This window comes from Streptomyces sp. NPDC101225 (genome assembly GCF_044767585.1).
GTDB lineage: Bacteria > Actinomycetota > Actinomycetes > Streptomycetales > Streptomycetaceae > Streptomyces.
The window spans coordinates 1-20,387 of sequence record NZ_JBIWOE010000015.1; the positions used below are offsets into that span (position 1 = coordinate 1).

The window sequence follows — 20,387 nt, forward strand, 5'->3', positions numbered from 1 at the left end:
CGAAGTCCGACAGTCCGTGCAGGGACTGCAGCGTGACCGCCGCGGCCAGGATCTGCGGCGGCATGCTCGGCCGCCCGTTCGCCGACGGGTACATGTCCGCGAACATCTCCGCCGGAAACAGCGCACCACGGTGCTCCGCCAGAAACGCGAACACACTCCCGGCCGGGATCAACTCCCGGCACGTCTCCCACACATCCGGCCCGACCGTCTCCCCGGCCCATTCCCCCATCACCACAAAACGAGTCTGGCCCCGCCGCTCACGCGGCGGGGCCAGAACCCCAAGATCTTCATGAGCCTTCTAGGGGATGTCGACCCGCAGTGGTCCGCTCAGGCCGCGACGGCGAGCCGCTCGACGGGCACCCGGTGCGGCGCGACGGCCCGGCCGTCGGAGGTCAGCTCGCCGGTGTCGTCGAAGACGATCGCGCCGTCGCACAGCAGGCTCCAGCCCTGCTCGGGGTGGGCGGCGACGACGTGCGCGGCGTTGCCGTCGAAGGAAGGGCACGAGGACTGGTGGGAACGCATGGCGCACCTCCACGTCGGTCGGGACCGTCCGTCGGGTCCCTGTGCGACGACCATGCTCCTCCCGTGCGCCCGCCGGAACGGCCGGCCGCGAAGCGTGACAACACGCGGACAACCCCCGGACGGTTCCACGACGGTCGGTGCGGACTCGCCACCGAAGGGGTGACGGTCACGGCCGTCGGCGTCGCCGCCGGGTACCTGTGGAAACCCCACCTACAGGAGGTTCCCCATGACCAAGCGTCCCGCCCTGGCCCTCGCCGCCGGTGCCGCCCTGTTCCTGCTCGCCGCTCCGGCCGCCCCGGCGACCGCGGCCCCGCAGCGGTCCACGGACGTGCAGGAGACGGTGACCGTCGACCCGACGGGCCGTATCGCCGAGGACGGCACCGTCACGCTCTCCGGCACGTACCGCTGCGTGGGCGGCGACGGAGCGGCCTTCGTCAGCTCCAACGTGCGCAAAAGCTCCACGACCTCCGCCGGGGGCACCACGACCGTGATCCAGGGCATCGGCGGCACGGCCGCCGTCTGCGACGGGGAGACACACCGCTGGGAGAACAGCAGCGTGCCGTCCATGGAGGTCGCGCCCGGCAAGGTCAGCGTCGAGGCCACCGTCACGGAGCTGACCTTCCACGGCATCCTGCCGCTGCCCCGCTTCCACGCCGTGGAGCGGCACGAGGTCACCCTGACCAAGGCCTGAGCGCCGCCCCGCCCCGCCGCCGCCCCGCCGGACGTCGAGGCCGGCGGCGCGGCGGCATGTCCGGAAGGGGCCGCCCGGGCGAAACGCTCTACTTATCCCTCGCGCAACGACACGATATTGTGCAAGTACGGCAGCGGGAGACCGGCGGCGAGGGGAGTGACGGGCATGGCGAAGGACGCGTCCGCGCGGCCGGTGGTCAGCAGGCGCCGCGAGGTCGGTGACACCAGCGCCCGTTCGCTGCTGATGACCATGCTCGGCGAGTACGTCCTGCCGCGCGGCCGGCCCGTGTGGACCTCGGCGCTGGTGGAGGCGCTCGCGCTGTTCGGCGTCGAGGAGAAGTCGGCCCGCCAGTCCCTGGCCCGTACGGCGGCGGAGGGCTGGCTCGCCTCGGAGCGGGTGGGCCGCCGGGTGCGCTGGGCGCTGACCCCGCCGGGACGCCGGCTGCTGACCGAGGGCGCGCAGCGCATCTACGGCTTCGGGCGCGAGGAAGGTGCCTGGGACGGCACCTGGCTGGTGGTCCTGGTCTCGGTGCCGGAGTCCAAGCGCGACCTGCGCCACCGCGTCCGCACGGGGCTGAGCTGGGCCGGATTCGGCTCCCCGGAGCCCGGCGTGTGGATCACGCCCCGCGCCGACCGGGAGGCGGAGGCGCTCGCCGTGCTGAAGGAACTCGGCCTGGCCGACGGCGCGATGTCCTTCACCGCGGCCTACGGCGCCGTGGGCAGCGAGCCGGCCATGGTCGCCCGCGCCTGGGACCTGAGCGAGGTGGAGGACCGCTACGAGTCCTTCATCGACGAGTTCACGGGGCTGCACCCCGCGGACGGCGACGCCGTCCTCCACGACCTCACCCGGCTCGTCCACGAGTGGCGCCGCTTCCCCTTCCTGGACCCGCGCCTGCCCTCGAGGCTCCTGCCCGCGGGCTGGAGCGGAGCACGGGCGGTGGACCTCTTCCACGGCCGGCACGCGGACTGGAGCGCGGCCGCCCAGCGGCGCTGGGAGGAACTGGCGCACGAACTCCCCACTCCCGCCCGCCGCCCCTAGGGGGTGTCTGACAGCACTCGCCACGGCGCCCCGCGGCCGCCGTCGGCCGCCGTGGAGGACGTGCCCGGACGTCCCGTCCGTCCTCGCCGGGCCGACCCGCGCGAACTCCCCGGCCACCACGCCCGCTTCGGCCTGGCGAGACCCTCTCACCGCCGCATCACGGCGCCTGCCGGGAACGGACCATCTCCCGCAGCACGTTGCGCCGGATCTTCCCCGTCGGCGTACGCGGCAGCTCGTCCAGGCCGACGACCGCGCGCGGCCGCTTGAACGCCGCGAGGCCCTCCCGGCACCAGGCGACCAGCGCCTCCCCGTCGACCTCGCGCCCGGCCCGCGGCACCACGCAGGCCACCGGCCGGTCCAGCCCGTCCGCGTCCCGCGCGCCCACCACGGCGGCCTCCGCCACGTCCGGATGGGCCAGCAGCCGCTCCTCGACCTCGGCGGGCGAGACCCAGATGCCGCCCGCCTTGAGCAGGTCGTTGGTGCGGCCCATGCAGGTGTACGTGCCGTCGCCGTTGCGTACGTAGGTGTCGCCGGTGCGCACCCGGTCGCCGAGGAAGACCTGACGGGTGGTCGCGGCCCGGCACCAGTAGCCGGTGGCGGCCGACGCCCCGCGCACGTAGAGCTCGCCGGGCACGCCCTCACCGGCCACCACCCGGCCCTCGGCGTCCCGCAGCTCCACGGCGTACCCCGGAACAGGTTCGCCGGAGGAGCCGGGGTGGACCTGCCCCTGCCGGTTGGAGATGAAGATGTGCAGCAGCTCGGTGGACCCGATCCCGTCGAGCACCTCGACGCCGAACCGCTCCCGCATCCCGTGGTGGATCCGCGCCGGCAGCGCCTCACCCGCCGAGACGCCCACGCGTACGGTCCTGAAGGCGTCGTCGGGGACGTCGGGGCTCGCGAGCAGCGCCCCGAGGAAGCCGGGCACCCCGTACAGGACCGTGGCCCGGTCGGCCGCCGCCCGTTCGGCGAACAGCGCGGGCGAGGGCCGGCCGGGCTCCAGCAGCGCGGTGGCGCCGGCCGACAGCGGGAAGAACATCGAGTTGCCGAGGCCGTAGGCGAAGAACAGCTTCGCCACCGACAGGCACCGGTCCCCGGGGCCGATGCCGAGCACCTGCCGCCCGTAGTTCTCCGCGACGAGCCTGATGCCGTCGTGCCGGTGCATGGCCGCCTTGGGGGTGCCCGTCGTGCCGGACGTGTAGAGCCACAGGGCGGGGGAGTCCGGCCAGGTGGGGTACGGCTCCTCGTCCGCGCCGGCGGCCCGCAGCCGCTGCCACGCGTCGCCCAGGACGACGTGCTCGACCTCCGGAGCGTGCTGCGCCGCGGCCCGCACCAGGGGCGCGAACCCGGCCGATCCCAGCACCACCCGGGTACGGCAGTCCGCGACCAGCCTGCCCAGTTCCGCCCCGGTGAGCATGGTCGAGGCGGGCACCGCCACCGCACCGATGCGGAAGGCGGCGAGGATGCCGGTGAACAGCTCGACGTCGTCCGCCATGCAGAACAGGACGCGCTCCTCGGGCCGTACCCCGAGGGCCCGCAGCCCGGCCGCCACCCGGCGCACCTCGCCGGACAGCTCCGCGTAGGTCAGGGAGCGGGTGGGCGTCACGACGGCCGTGCGACCGCCGTTGCCGTCCGCCACCTGCCGGTCGACCAGCCACTGCGCCGCGTTGAACAGCTCGGGCATCGGGGCCGCCTCACACCAGTCGGACGTACTCGTAGTCGAACGGCTTGCCGTTGATGCCGTTCACCGGTGGCGCCACCCAGCTCGCGATCTTCCCGCGCTCGTACACCGGCCGCATCAACGACCGTACGAACGCCAGGTCCTCGGCCGTCGGCAGCCAGTGCCCGCGGCTCGCCTCCCAGGTCTCCTCGTCGACGATCGTGCCGTCGGGTGTGACGTGATGGCCGGAGGCGAGGCCGACGTGGCGGTTGAAGCCGGGATGCGGCAGCCTCAGCCGGAAGTCGACGCCGTGCTCGTCCAGGATGCGGTTCCAGCGCCGGACGCCGGTCCGGCAGTCGGCGATGTACGCGTCGCGCAGGTCGAGGTTGAGCGCGAGCAGCGCGGGCACCTCGTCCACGCCCCAGCTCCCGTCCGGGGCGGGCCTGTCCAGCCGTGCGCCGTCCTCGGTGAGCCGGTGGTCGTCGTCCCGCCGCTCCTCCTGCCAGCGGCCCTTGAGCCCTGCGGTGTAGTAGTTGGCCGCGTTGGTGGAGGTCTCGCTGCCGAACAGGTCCAGGGAGACCGTGTAGTGGAAGTTGATGTACTTCTGGACGATGTCCAGCGGGATGCCGCCGCAGGCCGCGATGTCCAGCGTGTCGTGCTCGCGCACGAGCTGGGCACTGCGGGTGACCACCCGGTCGACACCGGTGGTGCCGACCATCATGTGGTGCGCCTCCTCCTTCAGCATGAAGACGCAGGTCCGCGACAGCGGGTCGAAGGCGCTCTCCCTGAGCGAGCCCAGCTGGTACTTGCCGTCCCGGTCGGTGAAGTACGTGAACATGAAGAAGGCCAGCCAGTCGGCGGTCTCCTCGTTGAACGCGCCGAGGATGCGCGGCGCGTCGGGGCTGCCGGAGTTGCGGTACAGCAGCGCCTCGGCCTCCTCGCGTCCCTCCCGGCCGAAGTAGGCGTGCAGCAGGTACACCATCGCCCACAGGTGGCGCCCCTCCTCCACGTTGACCTGGAAGAGGTTGCGCAGGTCGTACAGGCTCGGCGCGCTCAGCCCGAGCAGGCGCTGCTGCTCGACGGAGGCGGGCTCGGTGTCCCCCTGGACGACGATCAGCCGCTGCAGTTCGGCGCGGTACTCGCCGGGCACCTGCTGCCAGACCGGCTCGCCCCGGTGCTCGCCGAAGGCGACCCGGCGGTCCGGGGTGGGCTCGGCGAGGAAGATGCCCCAGCGGTAGTCGGGCACGTTCACATGGCCGAAGTGCGCCCAGCCGTCGCGGCCCACCGACACCGCCGTACGCAGATAGACGCCGTGGTTCTCCAGGGACGGGCCCATCTCGCCCCACCAGCCGAAGAACTTGGGCTGCCAGCCCTCCAGCGCCCGCTGCAGCCGGCGGTCGTCGGAGAGACCGACATTGTTGGGGATCTTGGAGTCGTAGTCGATGGCCGTGGGCATCGGGTCACACTCGCTTCCGGTCGTAGACCGCCCGCCGCCCGGTGCCGTAGCGGCGCAACGCGCCGTCCGGTCCCGAGGCGCCCGGGCGTACGAAGATCCAGTTCTGCCAGGCGCTGAGGCGGCCGAAGATCTTGGACTCCATGGTCTCCGGGCCGACGAACCGGTGGTTGGCCTCCATCCCGGTCAGCGCGTCCGGGCTCAGCGCGGCCCGGTTCTCCAGGACGAGGCGGATCTCGTCCTCCCAGTCGAGGTCGTCGGGCGCGTCGGTGACGAGTCCGAGTTCACGGGCCTCGGCGGCGCCCAGCCGGCGCCCCGCCTCCTGGTGCAGCCGGTCGAGATGGTCCTGCCGGCCGTAGAAGCGGGACTGGAGGCGCGACAGCCCGTTGCCCATCGGGAGGAGGCCGAAGTTCGCCTCCGCGAGGGCGAGCCGGGCCCGCCGCGGGCTGTCCGGATCCTCGACCGGCGGCCCGTCCAGCATGTACTGCACGTCGCAGGCGAGCGCGAGCTCCAGCAGCAGCCCCGCGAAGCAGCTGCCCGGCTCGATCAGCGCGACGAGGCTGCGGCTGGTGACGTCGAGCCGCTTCAGGGTGCGCTTGTAGTAGTGCAGGACCTCGTTCGCCAGCCAGTCGTCCTTCGCGTCCAGCAGCCGCCGCTCGTGGGCGAGTACGCGTTCCGGGTCGCCCTCGGTGCGCAGCACCCAGGTGCCCAGCTCGGGCTCGTTCGTGCGCAGCCGCAGGATCAGGTCGTCGAGTTCACGGGTGAGGGCGAGCAGCCAGCCGTCCTCCTCGCCCGGCCCGCGGACGGTGATCCGGACGAGTCCGCCCGGACGGTCGAACGCGGCCCGCACGTACCGGTAGCGGATCCCGTCCCCGGTGGTCTCCCGCTCCAGCGGCCCGAGCCGGATGCCCTGGACGTCCCCGGGGCGGGGACGGCGCGCCGCCGCCTCCCGCGCCCGCCGCTCCACGACGGCCCGGAACTCCCGCCGCGGCACCACCTCGTCGACCAGCCGCCAGTCGACGGCCGTCCGGCCCTTGACGCCGTCGCTGCGGGTGGCGAAGACGTCGGCCAGGTCCTTGCGCACCCGACGCTTGTCCGTCAGCCGGGTCAGCCCGCCGGTGCCGGGCAGCACGCCCAGCAGCGGCACCTCGGGCAGGGCGACCGCCGAGGCGTTGTCGTCGATCAGCAGGATGCGGTCGCAGGCCAGCGCGAGCTCGTAACCCCCGCCCGCGCAGGAGCCGTTGACCGCGGCGATGAAGGTGAGACCGGAGTGCGCGGAGGCGTCCTCCATGGCGTTGCGGGTCTCGTTGGTGAACTTGCAGAAGTTGACCTTCCACGCGTGCGGGGAGTTCGCGAGCATCCGGATGTTCGCGCCCGCGCAGAAGACGTTCTCCTTGGCGCTGGTCAGCACCACGGCCCGTACCTCGGGGTGCTCGAAGCGCAGCCGCTGGAGCGCGTCGTGGAGCTCGATGTCCACACCGAGGTCGTAGGAGTTGAGCTTGAGCTCGTAGCCGGGGACCAGTCCGCCCTGTTCGTCGACGTCCAGCTCCAGCCAGGCGACCGGCCCGTCCGTACGCAGCCTCCAGTGCCGGTACGTCTGAGGGCTCCGGTCGAAGGACACCTCCACCATGCCGAGCGCCTCCTCGCGCCGGTGCGGGTACCGATGCCTCGATCGTCTACAGAAGAGCGGCAGGGCGTCAAGGTTCTGTAGAACAAAAAGCGGCCGGAACGAGCCGCGCCGGCTGCCGCCCTGCGGCCGCTCCGGTCCCGGACCGCCGCCGCGGGACCGCGTCCGTGTCAGAGCTCCGTGGCCGGCCAGTCCAGCAGCCGGGCGCCGATGACCGCGGTCTGGAGCATGTAGCGGTGGGCCGGGTCGGCGGGATTGGCGCCGGTGAGCTTGTGGATGCGGTCCAGGCGGTAGGTCAGCGCGCGCACGCTCAGCGAGAGGCGGCGGGCTGCCTCGGCGGCCACGCAGCCGGAGTCGAAGTACGCGGTGAGGGTGTCGAGCAGCGGCACGGCCCCGCCGCGGGCCGCGGCCAGCGGGCCCAGGGTGTCGACGACGAGGTCGGCCATGGCCTGCCGGTCGCGGGTGAGGACGGGGTAGACGAGCAGGTCGGCGGCGCGCAGGACCGGGTCGTCGAGGTCGAGGCGCTCGGCCAGTTCGAGCGCGTTGAGCGCCTCCTCGTAGGAATGGACGACGCCGCCGGGGCCGGGCTGGGGCCGGCCGATGGCGACGCGGCCGCCGTCGGTGGCGGCGTACGCCTGTTTGGCGAAGTGGGCGAGCACCTCGTCCTGGTGGCCGGGGGCGATGCACAGCAGCCGGCCGTCCTTGGTGGTGAGCAGGACGCTGCGGTCGCCGAACCGCGCGATGACGGCCCGCTCCACCTGCCGCGGCACCGGATCGGCCTCGCCGTAGGCGGTCCGGCCCTGCGCGACGGCCACCGCGTGGGCGTGGGACAGGCGCAGGCCGAAGCGCTCGGCGCGTTCGGCGAGACGGCCCAGGTCGCTGCGGCCGTAGAGGAGGTCGTCGATGAACTCCCGGCGGGCGGCCTCCTCCTGGCGTACGGCGAGGAGTTCGGCGCGCTCGAAACCCTCGGCGAACGCGTCGATGACCTGCTGGACGGCGGCGAGCGCGCTGTCGGCCGTGCCTCCCGCGTCGGGCCAGGCCGTGCGGGCGGCGGTGAGGTGGGCGCTGACCAGGGCGCGCAGTCGGTGACCGGCTTCCGCCGCCTGCTCGCCCAGCGCGCGGCGCGAGGCGATCTCGTCCCGGGTCAGGCGCCGGCCGGTGGCCGAGACCTCGGCCAGGATGCGGTCGTAGCCGTCGAGATACTCCTCGGGAATCTCCCGGTTCGCCACATCGTCCCCCGCAATCTTGACGTGCCGCTGACGGTTCCTGGCGGTCACCGGCATGCAGACCCTAGTGAACACTGCCGGAAACCGGCAATGCGCGGGCCGGGCGCGATCGTCGACCATGGCTCGCGGGGAGCACGGCGGATGGTTCCGATGCCGGACACCGGCAGGTGTCGGCATCGGGATCCGGAGGGGAGCCGTGCACCGCCGGAGTACACGACCGGCGCGGGCCGCGGGCGGAAGGGGGGGGGCAGCGGGATGCGGACGTTTCTGGTGGCCGCCACCGGCCTGCCCACCATCCTGCCGACCGCGGCGCTCGTCGTGGTCGTCTGCTTCTGGCTCCTGGCCCTGGTGCGGATCACCGGCGTCGACAGCTTCGACGCGGACGTGGACCTGCGGGCGTGGCGCCTGGGCGGGGTGCCCGTGGCGGTCGCCCTCTCGCTGCTGACGGTGCTGGCCTGGGGCCTGAGCGTCTCGGCCGCCGTGCTGCTCACCGTGTTCCGGCCCCCGGGAGCCGTCGCCGGGCCGCTGCGCCTGGCCGCCGCCGCCGGAGCGCTGCTCCTGGCCTGGGCCGCCGCCTGCCTGATCGTGCGGCCCCTGCACCGGCTCTTCCCGGACGAACCCGCGGCGGCCGTGCCCCCGCCGCCGGGTCACGCCGCCTGAGCCGCGCCGCCGCACCCGCCCCGGGCACGGCCCATCTCCTGTCGCAACCTCTCGCTCGAACTCCTATACGCCTCAAGGACGTATGCCATGAATCCCATGATCGTGGGCATCGGCGTGCTCGTCGCCGTCTGCCTGCTCGCCGTGCTCTTCGTCTCCCGGCTGTTCCGCAAGGTGGAGCAGGGCAAGGCCCTGATCGTCTCCAAGCTGCGCAAGGTCGACGTGACCTTCACCGGACAGGTCGTGCTGCCGGTGCTGCACAAGGCCGAGGTGATGGACATCTCGGTGAAGACCATCGAGATCACCCGGGCCGGCCGGGACGGGCTGATCTGCCGGGACAACATCCGTGCCGACATCCGGATCTCGTTCTTCGTGAAGGTCAACAAGACCGTCGAGGACGTCATCAAGGTCGCCCAGGCCGTCGGCACCGCGCGGGCGAGCGACCAGAAGACGCTGCAGGAGCTCTTCCACGCGAAGTTCTCCGAGGCGCTGAAGACCGTCGGCAAGCAGCTGGACTTCACCGACCTGTACACCAAGCGCGAGGAACTGCGCTACAAGATCATCGAGCTGATCGGTGTCGACCTCAGCGGCTACCACCTGGAGGACGCGGCGATCGACTACCTGGAGCAGACGCCGCTGGCCCAGCTCGACCCGGCCAACGTGCTCGACGCCCAGGGCATCCGCAAGATCACCGAGCTGACCGTGGTCGAGCACGTGCGCACCAACGAGGCCCAGCGCACCGAGGAGAAGGAGATCACGCGGCAGAACGTCGACGCCCGCGAGGCCATCCTGGAGCTGGAGCGCCGGCAGGCGGACGCCGAGATCAAGCAGCGGCGCGAGATCGACACCGTGCGGGCGCGCGAGGAGGCCGAGACGGCGCGGGTCGTGGAGGAGGAGCGGCTGCGGGCGCAGGGCGCGTTCCTGGCCACCGAGGAGAAGCTCGGCGTCCAGCGCGAGAACCAGGCCCGCGAGATCGCCGTCGCCGCGAAGAACCGCGAGCGGGTCATCGCCGTCGAGAACGAGCGCGTCGAGAAGGACCGGATGCTGGAGGCCATCGCGCGCGAGCGGGAGACCCAGCTGACGCGGATCGCCGCCGACAAGGAGGTCGAGGCGGAGAAGCGGGAGATCGCCGAGGTCGTCCGGGAGCGGGTGGCCGTGGACCGTACGGTCGCCGAGCAGGAGGAGTCCATCAAGACGCTGCGCGCCGTGGAGGACGCGGAGCGGCAGCGGCAGGCCGTGATCATCGCCGCCGAGGCCGAGGCGCAGGAGAAGCTGGTCAAGGACATCAAGGCCGCGGAGGCCGCCGAGCAGGCGGCCGTCCACCAGGCGGCCGAGGAACTCACCCTGGCCGAGGCCCGGTTGAAGACCTCCGACCTCGACGCCCGGGCCAAGCTGCGGCTCGCCGAGGGCGTCCAGGCCGAATCCGCCGCCGAGGGCCTGGCCGCCGTCCAGGTCCGCGACAAGGAGGCCGAGGTCACCGAGAAGGCGGGCCGCGCGGAGGCCGAGGCGACCGCGGCGCGTCTGCGGGCCCAGGCGGAGGGCACCGAGGCGTGCATGCGCGCCGAGGCGGAGGGCGGCCGGGCCAAGGCGCTCGCCGAGGCCGAGGGCATCGGCGAGAAGCTGAAGGCGGAGGCGGCCGGCCTCACCGAGAAGGCGGCGGCGATGGCCGCGCTCGACGACGCGTCCCGCGGGCACGAGGAGTACCGGCTGCGGCTGCAGGCGGAGAAGGAGGTCCGGCTCGCCGGGCTCGACGTGCAGAAGCAGGTCGCCGAGGCCCAGGCCACGGTGCTCGCCACCGGTCTGGAGCACGCCGACATCGACATCGTGGGCGGCGACTCGGTCTTCTTCGACCGGCTGCTCTCCTCGATCGCGCTCGGCAAGGGAGTCGACGGCTTCGTCCAGCACTCCGAGACGGCACAGGCGCTCGCGAAGCCCTGGCTGGACGGTACGTCGAGCTTCACGGACGACCTCGGCCGCGTCCTCGGCCCGGTCTCGACGGCCGACGTGCAGAACCTGACCGTGTCCGCCCTGCTGATGAAGCTCATGAACGGCGGCGGCGCGAACGCCGGACAACTCCAGCAACTGCTGGACAAGGCCGGCGAGCTGGGTGTCGCCGACGCCTCGCTGGCGGCCCTCAACGGCAGCGCCAAGCTCTGACCCGCCCGTGGTCCGGAGCCGCCGCACAGGGGACGGCGGCTCCGGACCACGTATCTCCTTCGACCCGTTGAGAGGGATCCATGACCACCGGCCAGGACACCGGTACCTACGAGGTCCTGCGCGACCGCCTCACCGCGCAGGCCGCCGAACTCGCCCGCCGCGCCGAGGAGCTGAACGCCCGCCGCGCCGAGGAGTTCGGCTCGACCCGGCTCGCGCTGGCCGGCACCGGGCGGTTGCGCACCGAGCACACCTGCGTGCCCCGCGACATCGTCTCTCTCGGTGACGTCCTGCTCTTCGGGTCCACCGCGGTGCCCGGCCCGAAGGGCGGGACGACGGTCGGCGACGTCCTCGCGCTCCACGACCGCGAGGTGAACCGGCTGCCCGACGACGCCGTGCCCGGCCTGCTGGACGACCCCGCGTTCGTCCGCGAGTTCGCCGCCCTCCACCGCTACTACCGCCAGGCCCACCTGCTCCAGCTCCGCCTCGTGGACGCCACCCTGCTCGCCGTCTTCCAGACGGGGGAGAAGGCCGGCGACATCCGTGTCCTGCGCTGGAGGGTGACCGGCGACGGGCAGGCGGCCTTCCTCGACGCGCGCGGCGAACGCGACGACGTCTTCCCGCCCTCCCACGACGTCGAGTGGACCGTCACGACCCGGGAGCACCACGTCCTGGGCCGCCACCCGCACGTCCGCGTGCAGGACGAGGTCTTCGTCGGGACGGTCGGCGGGACGCTGACCGTCAAGACCGAGAACGACACCGAGACCGCCGAGGGGATCTACTCCGAGCCGGTCGACGAGCCGCTGCAGTCCCTCGCCGACGCGGACATCGCGTTCGCGCGCGTGGGCGTGCTGATCCTGCTGCGGATCCGCCCCTATCGGGAGGACACCGACCGCCACCTGGTGTTCAACACGCTGACCAGGACCGTCGTCCGCCTCGACGGCATCGGCCGGGCCTGCCGCCGCCTGCCGGAGGACCAGGGCGTCGTCTTCCCCGGCGGCTACTGCCTGGCCGCGGGCACCCACAAGACGTACGACCTCGACGTGGACGGCCTGGAGTTCGAGCGCGAGGTGCGCTCCCCGAACGGCGAGGACGTGCTGTACGCCTTCCACGCGCGGGCGGAAGGACGCAGCCTGCTGCTGCCGTACAACATGATCCGCAAGGCGGTCGCCACCCCGCTGACCTGCCTCGGCTGGGCCCTGTTCGACGACGGCAGGCTGATGGTGCTGCGGGCCGACGGTGACGAGGCACAGCGCGTGCACCCGCTCCAGCTGTGGGACTCGCCCTTCGTCTCCGACACGTATGCCGCCACCCGCCCCGTCGGCGCCGGCCCGCTGGCCCGCGTCGGCAACGCCGACCTGGTGCGCGGCATCTCCGACTGCCTGGCCGTCAGCCGGGCGGCGGCGGAGACGACGCCGACGAGCGAGGTGTACGCGGCACTGGTCGACGCGTGCGTCCGAGCGGCCGACGCGCACCACTGGCTGGGCGAGAGCGAACTCGGCGATCTGCGCGAGCCGCTCGGGCAGGTGCGCGCCACCGCCGACCAGGTGCTGGCCGAGTTCGAGACCGTCCAGGTCCTCACCCGCCGGGCCGCGGACGCCCTCACCGAGGCCGCGGCGCGCATCGCGGCCGTCGTGCGGCGCCTGCGCGGCGAGACCCCGCGCGGGGCCGCCGCCTGGGTCACCGGCCTGACCGAACTCCGGCATGCCCAGGGGCATCTGCTCACCCTCAAGGACATGCGGTACGCGGACACCGGCCGCATCGACGAGCTCGCCGCGGACGCCGCGGCCGACCTCGCCGCCTTCGGCCGGCGGGCCGTCACCCACCTCGCCCGCGAGGACGCCTTCACCGAGCACCGGGCCGACGCCGAGCGGCTCGCCACCGAGGCCGAGACGATCGCCACCGTCGCCGAGGCCGCACCCGTCGCCGCCCGCCTCGGCGAACTCGCCGACGGGCTGCGCACGGTGACCGAGGTCGTCGCCGGGCTCGACATCGGCGACGCCACGGTCCGCACCGCCGTCCTGGAGCGCATCGCGGAGGTCCTCGGCGGCGTCAACCGGGCCCGCGCCACCCTCGACGGCCGCCGCCGTGAACTCCTCGACCGGGAGGGACGCGCCGAGTTCGCCGCCGAGTTCGCCCTGCTCCAGCAGTCGGTCACCGGCGCACTCGCCGCCGCGGACACCCCCGAGGCCTGCGAGGAGCAGCTGGCCCGCATGCTCGTCCAGGTGGAGAACCTGGAGGCACGCTTCTCGGAGTTCGCCGAGATCGACGACCTCCTGGGCGAGCTCGCCGACCAGCGCGAGGAGCTCCACGAGGCGTTCGCCGTCCGCAAGCAGACCCTCGCCGACGCCCGCGCCCGCCGCGCCGAACGCCTCGCCGACTCCGCCGCCCGCGTCCTGCGGACGGTGGCCCGCCGCGCCGCGGCCCTCTCCGACGCGGACGCCGTCGCCGCGTACTTCACCTCCGACCCCATGCCCGCCAAGGTCCGCCGCATCGCCGGTGAACTGCGCGAACTCGGCGACCAGGTACGGGCGGAGGAACTCGACGGCGGTCTCAAGGCCGCCCGCCAGGAAGCCCTGCGCGCGCTGCGCGACCGCCGGGACCTCTACAGCGACGACGGCCGTACGATCCGTCTCGGCGCCCACCGCTTCGCCGTGAACACCCAGCCCCTGGACCTCACCATGGTCCCCTGCGGCGAGGGCCTCGCCTTCGCCCTGACCGGCACCGACTACCGCTCACCGGTGACCGACCCGGACTTCACGGCCGGCCGGCCGTACGGGGACCGCCCCCTGCCCTCGGAGTCGCCCGAGGTCTACCGCGCCGAGCACCTGGCGGCCCGGCTGCTGGACGAGCACGGCCCGGCGGCGCTGGCGGAGGCCGATCTGCCGGCCCTGGTCCGGCGGGCGGCGGAGGCGGCCCACGACGAGGGGTACGAACGCGGCGTCCACGACCACGACGCCGTACTGATCCTCACGGCACTGCTGCGCCTGCACGAGGGGGCGGGCCCGCTCCGCCACGAGCCGGCCGCCCGCGCCGCCGCCCACCTGTTCTGGGCCCAGGCCGCCACCGCCGGCGAACGCGACGCCTGGACACGCCGGGCCGTCTCCCTCGCCCGTGCCCGGGAGACCTTCGGCCTAGCCCCGGCCATCGCCGACCTGGAGCGGGAGCTGGCACAGGCGATCGGCGGCGAGAGCGCGGCCGGCGCCGCCGGCTACCTCTTCGAGGAGCTGACCACCGGCCCGGCGGGCTTCGTCCTCAGCACCGGCGCCCGCACGCTGCTCGACAAGTTCCGCCGCACGGTGGGCACCTCCGCCTATGACGACGACCTGGCCGCCCTGGACGACCCGGCCGCCCGCCGGCAGCTCGTCGAGGCGTGGCTCACCTCGTACGCCACCGCCACCGGCACGGACGTCGGCCCCGGCGACCTGGCCGAGGCGGTCGCGGCGGAGCTCTGCCCCGGCCTGCTCCGCTACGAGTGCGACGCACCGCTCGGCGAGACCGTCGGCGGACTGCTCGGCACCCACCCGCGCATCAGCCGCCGCACCCTCACCGTCCGCGTCGACGAACTCCTCGCCCGCACCCGGGCGTTCCGTACCCACGAGGTGCCCGCACACCGCGCCCACCAGCGCCGTCGCACCGCCCTCGTGGCGGCCGAGCGCACGCGGCTCCGCCTGGACGAGTACCGGCCGCACGTGATGGCGACGTTCGTCCGCAACCGGCTCGTCGACGAGGTCTACCTGCCGCTGATCGGCGACAGCCTGGCCAAACAGCTCGGCACCACGGGCGAGGACAGGCGCACCGACACCGGCGGTCTGCTGCTGCTCGTCTCCCCGCCGGGATACGGCAAGACGACGCTCATGGAGTACGTCGCCGACCGCCTCGGCCTGATCCTGGTCAAGGTCAACGGCCCCGCGCTCGGGCACGCGGTCACCTCGCTCGACCCGGCCGAGGCCCCGAACGCCACCGCCCGCCAGGAGGTCGAGAGGATCAACTTCGCCCTGGAGGCCGGCAACAACACCCTCCTCTACCTGGACGACATCCAGCACACCTCGCCCGAACTGCTGCAGAGGTTCATCCCGCTGTGCGACGCCACCCGCCGCATCGAGGGCGTACGGGACGGCGAACCGCGCACCTACGACCTTCGGGGCAAGCGCTTCGCCGTCTGCATGGCCGGCAACCCCTACACCGAGTCCGGCAGCCGTTTCCGGATCCCCGACATGCTCGCCAACCGCGCCGACGTGTGGAACCTCGGCGACGTCCTGACCGGCAAGGAGCACGCGTTCGCCCTCAGCTTCGTCGAGAACGCGCTCACCGCCAACCCGGTCCTCGCGCCGCTCGCCGGCCGCGGCCGCGACGACCTGCAGCTGCTGGTGCGCCTGGCGGAGGGCGACGCCACGGCCCGCGCGGACCGCCTCGCCCACCCCTACGCCGCCGCCGAGCTGGAGCGGATCCTGGCCGTGCTGCGCCACCTGCTCACCGCCCGCGCGACGGTCCTCGCGGTGAACGCTGCGTACATCTCCTCGGCGGCCACCTCGGACCCGACCCGCACCGAACCGCCCTTCCGGCTCCAGGGCTCCTACCGCAACATGAACAAGATCGCCCAGCGCATCCAGCCCGTGATGAACGACGCCGAACTCGCCGCCGTCCTCGACGACCACTACACCGCCGAGGCCCAGACCCTCACCACCGGCGCCGAGGCCAACCTGCTGAAACTGGCCGAGCTGCGCGGCACCCTGACCGGTGACCGGGCCGCGCGCTGGGCCGAGCTGAAAGCCGCCTACGTCCGCACCCAGGCCGTCGGCGGGCCCCAGGACGACCCCCTCACGCGCGCGGTCGCCACCCTCGGCCTGCTCGCCGACCGGATCGCGGCCGTGGAGACGGCGATCACCCGGGCCGCCGACCCGCGCGGTCCGCTCACCGCCCCCGCCGCCCGGCACGCGGCCGGGCGTCAGGAGCGGCCGTGACGTCCCCGCGGCGGCCGGTGGACCGAGGCCGCCCACCGGGAGCTCCGTCCCGCGAGCGGCGTCGCCTGCCGGGGCCCGGCAGCGGGCGGCCCCGGCGGTGCGCGGGGGCGTTCTGTCACGGGCCCATCAGGGACAGGTAGGGTTTCCACCGGTGTGCCGGGAAGCCTGGTCGGCGAACAGAGGTGTGTTCTCTCTTCCGATCGGGGGCGTTGACGGTGGTACTGGTTGCCGTGTTCGGGGTGGCCCTGCTGATCGCGGTGCTGCTGTCCGGGCTCGCCGCCCGCACCGTGCTGTCGACCTCACTCCTGTTCCTGCTGGGCGGGGCGCTGGTCAGCGACGGCCTCCTCGGGCTGATCCACATCACGCCGGACAGCGAGATCGTGTCCGTCACCGCCGACCTGGCGCTGTTCGCGGTCCTGTTCACCGACGGCCAGCACGTGTCCTTCGCCAAGCTGCGGGCGAACTGGCGCAACCCGGCCCGTGCGCTCGGGCTGGGCATGCCACTGGCCTTCTTGTTCATGGCGCTGGTGACGCACTACCTGGTGGGCCTGGACTGGACGACCTCGTTCCTGGTCGGCGCGGTGCTGGCGCCGACCGACCCGGTGTTCGCCTCGGCGATCGTGGGCCGCCAGGAGGTCCCGGCCAAACTGCGTCAGCTGCTCAACGTCGAGAGCGGCATCAACGACGGCCTGGCCCTGCCGGTCGTGCTGCTGCTGATCGCCGCCGCGGGCCCCGCCGCCGGCCACGCGGACGAGACGTCGATCGGGCGGATCGCCCTGGAGCTGTCCCTCGGTCTCGCCTTCGGCGTGCTGCTCCCGCTGCTGGTCAACGGGCTCGTACGGGTCCCGCTGCTGGGGGCCGAACCGAAACTGCAGCCGCTGCTGCCGCTGGCCACCGGAGTCATCCTCTACGGCCTGTGCCACCTCACCCACGCCAACCCCTACCTGGCCGCGTTCTCGGCGGGCGCCGTGCTCGCCGCCGTGGCGCCGGAGTCGAAGGAGGCGTTCGAGCCGCTGGGCGAGGCGCTGGCGGAGCTGGCGAAGTTCGCCGCCCTGCTGGTGTTCGGGGCGCTGCTGACGCCGCGGTTGTTCGCCGGCCTGTCGTGGCAGGGATACGTGGCGGTGGTGCTCGCGATCGTGCTGATCCGCCCGGTGTCCCTGCTGATCTCGCTGACCGGCACCCGGTTCGCGCGACGCGAGAAGCTGACCGCGGCGTGGTTCGGGCCGAAGGGCTTCGCCTCGGTGGTGTACGGGCTGCTGGTGCTGCAGTCGGGCATTCCGCGGGCCGAGGAGGCGTACACCCTGATCGCGGTGTGCATCGCCTTCTCGATCGTGGCGCACTCCAGCACCGACGTACCCATCGCCCGCATGTTCGACGTCGAGGATCTGGTCGGCATCCCCGACGACGAGCACGACCACGCGGACGCGACGACCTGAGCGGAGAGAGACGGCCGTATGAGCGATTGGCACAGCTGGGCGGCCGTGGCCGTGTTCGTGGGTGCGTACGCACTGATCATCAGCGAGCGGGTCCACCGCACGGCCGCGGCCCTCGGCGGCGCCGGCCTGATGCTCGCGATCAGCGCCACCGACGACAAGGCGGCCTTCTACTCCGAGCACACCGGCGTCGACTGGAACGTGATCTTCCTGCTGCTCGGGATGATGGCGATCGTCGGTGTGCTGCGTCAGACCGGCCTGTTCGAGTACCTGGCGATCTGGTCGGTCAGACGGGCCCGGGGCAGACCCTTCCGGGTGATGGTGATGCTGGTCCTCATCACCGCGGTGGCCTCCGCGCTCCTCGACAACGTCACCACCGTGCTGCTGATCGCCCCGGTCACCCTGCTGGTGTGCGAGCGCCTCGGCCTGGCCTCCGCGCCGTTCCTGATCGCCGAGGTGTTGGCGTCCAACGTCGGCGGCACCGCGACCCTGGTGGGAGACCCGCCCAACATCATCATCGCCAGCCGGGCCGGACTGACCTTCAACGACTTCCTGGTCCACCTCGCCCCGGTGGCCGCCGTGCTGACGGCGGTCCTCCTGGTGCTGTGCCGCGTGATGTTCCGCAAGGCGTTCGTCTACGACGAGGAGCGGGCCGCGCAGGTCATGACCCTGACGGAACGCGAGGCCATCCGCGATCCGCGGCTGCTGTGGCAGGGCCTGGCCGTCCTCGCGCTCGTCGTCGCCGGCTTCGTCCTGCACCCCGTGCTGCACTACGAGCCCAGCGTCGTCGCCCTGCTCGGCGCCGGGCTGCTGGTCGCCGTCTCGAAGGTGGAGGTCCGGCAGGTGCTGAGCGAGGTGGAGTGGCCCACGCTCGCCTTCTTCGCCGGCCTGTTCGTCATGGTCGGAGGACTGATCGAGACCGGCGTGATCGGCGAACTGTCCCGCGGCCTGGCGGACGCCACCGGCGGCCATGAACTGGGTGCCACCCTGATCCTGCTGGGCGGCTCGGCGGTGCTGTCCGGCATCGTCGACAACATCCCCTACGTGGCCACCATGGCCCCCATCACCGCCGACCTGGTCAAGGACATGGGCGGTGCGGCCGACGGCCACCACGTCCTGTGGTGGGCCCTGGCACTCGGCGCCGACCTGGGCGGCAACGCCACCGCGATCGGCGCCAGCGCCAACGTCGTCGTCCTCGGCATCGCCGAACGCAACCGGCAGCCCGTCTCCTTCTGGCAGTTCACCAAGTACGGCCTCGTCGTCACGTTCGTCACCGTGCTGATCAGCGCCCTGTACCTGTGGCTGCGCTACTTCGTCCTGGCCTGAGTCCGTGCCGGTGACGGCCCGCTCAGGTACTCGGCGCGCTCATCGTGCCCGCCTTGCCCAGCAGCTCGTGCAACAGGTGCGAGGCGGTGATCACCCCGAGCAGATGCGTACCCGCCTTGTCCTTGGTGGCCACCGCGACCAGCGGGGTGCGCACCCGGGCCATCAGCGCCGCGACCTCCAGGGCGGTGTCGTCCGGGTCGGCGATCGGCGGCGCGGCGGCGGTGCTGGACAGGCAGTCGCCGACACGGCGCCCGGCCAGGGCCTGGCAGAGCCGGTCGGCGTGCCGCTCGTCGACCACCGCGGCGAGCGCGGGGTCCTCGACGACGTAGGCCGGGACCAGCACCTTGATCATCTGCGACGCGGGCAGGATGGCCTTGGGCTCCCCGCGCTCGTCCAGGACGAGCAGCCCCGGCAGCTTGTGCTCGGCCATCAGCCGCGCGGCGTCCATGGCGTCGCTGTCGACGCTCACCGACTCGTACTCCACCGCCAGATCACGTGCACGCACGGTCGGCTCCCGTCTTCCCGAAACGTCCCTGAGCCCAGCGTCGTACGCGTCCCGTACCGCGCGCCAGGCCGTCGCCCAGAAACATACGCAACCTGTACGGCGTCCCGGAGGGGCCACGCCCTCACTCCCCGCCCCGGTCGGCAAGGAAGGCGTCAAGAAAGTATCAATCGGCTGGTCACGGGCGATACTTGACGGGTGGGGCCAGGTGGGTTCCTGGCCGGTTCGAAGCGGGGAGGCGACGTACGGTGAGCAGTGTCGACAAGGGGCTCGGCAAGGTCGAGGTACGGCTCAAATGGGATCCCAGCCCCTTGGGGGAAGCGCCTCGGCACCTCGACATCGTCGCCGCGACCTACTCCGCCGACGACCCGCACGGTCGGCCGGTGTACGTCGTCCACTACGACAGCCGCTCACCCGACGGCACCATCAACATGGCCCGGCACAGCCAGACCGGTCAGGGCTTCGGCTTCGTCGAGGTGATGGTGCTGGAACTCGACCGGCTGGCGCCCTCCTACGGACGGGTCGTGGTGGGCGTGGTCATCCACCAGGACGGAGGGCGGCGGACCTTCGGTGACATCTCGAACGCCGGGGTGCTGGTCGTCGAGCGCTACACGGAACTGCTGGCGGACGATTTCGCGGGCGTCGCCGGCTCCACCGTGACCACCGTCGCGGAGTTCGTCAGGGACGAGCGCTCCGGCGCCTGGAAGCTCCACGAGATGATCCGCGGCTTCGACAGCGAACCGGCGGCCTTCACCCTGGAGATGGGCGCGGTCCGGCGGCGCCCGTCAGGCCCGGCCCCGGGGGCGAGCCCGGCCGGGGCGGCCTGAGCCGCCCTTCCGGCCCGGGCCCCGGAGACGTCCCCGACAGGCCGCCGCGCCCTACCCGGGCCGCACGCGTGCGGGAGGGGAGGGCACGGCGGCCGCGTGGGCTCAGATGTCGCGGAAGAGACCAGCGAAGGCCGTGACCTGCCGCGATGGGTGGTCGCGGGCAGCTGCCCTGAACAAAGAACCATTCGGCTGTTTCACGCTCGTGTCTGTTGATGCAGATGGAAGTCTCAGAAAAATGTCCCAGGGATTCCCACTGCCCGCGGCGACTCCAACGAACGGCAACGTGCGCTTCTGGAACGGCTTGAGGCTG

Annotated in this window: 14 protein-coding genes and 1 pseudogene; 8 read left to right on the forward strand and 7 right to left on the reverse strand. The window is 72.8% G+C overall.

Annotated features, from left to right (window positions below; translation table 11 throughout):
- Window positions 1-229: pseudogene (locus ACIRPX_RS21635) on the reverse strand (IS5/IS1182 family transposase); the annotation flags it as partial.
- 98 nt (window positions 230-327) lie between these two features.
- Entirely contained in the window at window positions 328-522 is a 195-nt protein-coding gene (locus ACIRPX_RS21640; RefSeq protein ID WP_404196882.1) for a DUF5999 family protein, read from the reverse strand.
- A 226-nt stretch (window positions 523-748) separates the two neighbouring features.
- Here ACIRPX_RS21640 and ACIRPX_RS21645 point away from each other — a divergent pair, with 226 nt between their 5' ends.
- Entirely contained in the window at window positions 749-1,213 is a 465-nt protein-coding gene (locus ACIRPX_RS21645; protein ID WP_404196885.1) for a DUF6299 family protein, read from the forward strand.
- A gap of 165 nt (window positions 1,214-1,378) precedes the next feature.
- Window positions 1,379-2,251: a PaaX family transcriptional regulator C-terminal domain-containing protein gene (locus ACIRPX_RS21650; protein WP_404196888.1), complete on the forward strand. Its 873-nt coding sequence runs from the start codon at window positions 1,379-1,381 to the stop codon at window positions 2,249-2,251.
- Window positions 2,252-2,408: 157 nt separating this feature from the next.
- Here ACIRPX_RS21650 and ACIRPX_RS21655 read toward each other — a convergent pair whose 3' ends face one another.
- The 4 genes from ACIRPX_RS21655 to ACIRPX_RS21670 form a co-directional block, all read right to left on the reverse strand.
- The gene (locus ACIRPX_RS21655; RefSeq protein WP_404196891.1) at window positions 2,409-3,932 is read right to left on the reverse strand and encodes a benzoate-CoA ligase family protein; all 1,524 of its coding nucleotides are present in this window, start codon (window positions 3,930-3,932) and stop codon (window positions 2,409-2,411) included.
- Between the two features lie 10 nt (window positions 3,933-3,942).
- Complete coding sequence (gene boxB / locus ACIRPX_RS21660) at window positions 3,943-5,364, reverse strand: benzoyl-CoA 2,3-epoxidase subunit BoxB (RefSeq protein ID WP_404196894.1); 1,422 nt, start codon at window positions 5,362-5,364, stop codon at window positions 3,943-3,945.
- 4 nt (window positions 5,365-5,368) lie between these two features.
- On the reverse strand, window positions 5,369-6,991 hold the full coding sequence (gene boxC / locus ACIRPX_RS21665) for a 2,3-epoxybenzoyl-CoA dihydrolase (protein ID WP_404196897.1): 1,623 nt from the start codon (window positions 6,989-6,991) through the stop codon (window positions 5,369-5,371).
- 167 nt (window positions 6,992-7,158) lie between these two features.
- Entirely contained in the window at window positions 7,159-8,217 is a 1,059-nt protein-coding gene (locus ACIRPX_RS21670) for a PucR family transcriptional regulator (RefSeq protein WP_404197265.1), read from the reverse strand.
- Between the two features lie 252 nt (window positions 8,218-8,469).
- Here ACIRPX_RS21670 and ACIRPX_RS21675 point away from each other — a divergent pair, with 252 nt between their 5' ends.
- The 5 genes from ACIRPX_RS21675 to ACIRPX_RS21695 all read left to right on the forward strand — a co-directional run bounded on the left by ACIRPX_RS21675 (window position 8,470) and on the right by ACIRPX_RS21695 (window position 18,748).
- Window positions 8,470-8,874, forward strand: coding sequence for a hypothetical protein (locus ACIRPX_RS21675; protein ID WP_404196899.1), 405 nt, complete (start codon window positions 8,470-8,472; stop codon window positions 8,872-8,874).
- 87 nt (window positions 8,875-8,961) lie between these two features.
- A complete protein-coding gene (locus tag ACIRPX_RS21680) occupies window positions 8,962-11,028 on the forward strand; it encodes a flotillin family protein (RefSeq protein WP_404196902.1) in 2,067 nt (688 codons plus the stop codon).
- 80 nt (window positions 11,029-11,108) lie between these two features.
- Window positions 11,109-15,989, forward strand: coding sequence for a DNA repair ATPase (locus tag ACIRPX_RS21685; protein ID WP_404196905.1), 4,881 nt, complete (start codon window positions 11,109-11,111; stop codon window positions 15,987-15,989).
- Window positions 15,990-16,204: 215 nt separating this feature from the next.
- Window positions 16,205-17,425: a cation:proton antiporter gene (locus ACIRPX_RS21690; protein ID WP_404197268.1), complete on the forward strand. Its 1,221-nt coding sequence runs from the start codon at window positions 16,205-16,207 to the stop codon at window positions 17,423-17,425.
- Window positions 17,426-17,443: 18 nt separating this feature from the next.
- The gene (locus ACIRPX_RS21695) at window positions 17,444-18,748 is read left to right on the forward strand and encodes an SLC13 family permease (RefSeq protein ID WP_404196908.1); all 1,305 of its coding nucleotides are present in this window, start codon (window positions 17,444-17,446) and stop codon (window positions 18,746-18,748) included.
- A 22-nt stretch (window positions 18,749-18,770) separates the two neighbouring features.
- On the opposite strand, the gene ACIRPX_RS21700 is transcribed toward ACIRPX_RS21695, so the two are convergent.
- Entirely contained in the window at window positions 18,771-19,253 is a 483-nt protein-coding gene (locus ACIRPX_RS21700) for a CBS domain-containing protein (protein ID WP_404196911.1), read from the reverse strand.
- Between the two features lie 188 nt (window positions 19,254-19,441).
- Between ACIRPX_RS21700 and ACIRPX_RS21705 the strand changes: the two genes are divergently transcribed.
- Complete coding sequence (locus tag ACIRPX_RS21705) at window positions 19,442-20,077, forward strand: TerD family protein (RefSeq protein ID WP_404196913.1); 636 nt, start codon at window positions 19,442-19,444, stop codon at window positions 20,075-20,077.
- Window positions 20,078-20,387 lie beyond the last annotated feature (310 nt).

Coding starts and splice junctions, on each gene's coding strand:
- ACIRPX_RS21640 (WP_404196882.1), bottom strand. CDS start 522: ATGCGTTCCCACCAGTCCTCGTGCCCTTCCTTCGACGGCAACGCCGCG.
- ACIRPX_RS21645 (WP_404196885.1), top strand. CDS start 749: ATGACCAAGCGTCCCGCCCTGGCCCTCGCCGCCGGTGCCGCCCTGTTC.
- ACIRPX_RS21650 (WP_404196888.1), top strand. CDS start 1,379: ATGGCGAAGGACGCGTCCGCGCGGCCGGTGGTCAGCAGGCGCCGCGAG.
- ACIRPX_RS21655 (WP_404196891.1), bottom strand. CDS start 3,932: ATGCCCGAGCTGTTCAACGCGGCGCAGTGGCTGGTCGACCGGCAGGTG.
- boxB (WP_404196894.1), bottom strand. CDS start 5,364: ATGCCCACGGCCATCGACTACGACTCCAAGATCCCCAACAATGTCGGT.
- boxC (WP_404196897.1), bottom strand. CDS start 6,991: ATGGTGGAGGTGTCCTTCGACCGGAGCCCTCAGACGTACCGGCACTGG.
- ACIRPX_RS21675 (WP_404196899.1), top strand. CDS start 8,470: ATGCGGACGTTTCTGGTGGCCGCCACCGGCCTGCCCACCATCCTGCCG.
- ACIRPX_RS21680 (WP_404196902.1), top strand. CDS start 8,962: ATGAATCCCATGATCGTGGGCATCGGCGTGCTCGTCGCCGTCTGCCTG.
- ACIRPX_RS21685 (WP_404196905.1), top strand. CDS start 11,109: ATGACCACCGGCCAGGACACCGGTACCTACGAGGTCCTGCGCGACCGC.
- ACIRPX_RS21695 (WP_404196908.1), top strand. CDS start 17,444: ATGAGCGATTGGCACAGCTGGGCGGCCGTGGCCGTGTTCGTGGGTGCG.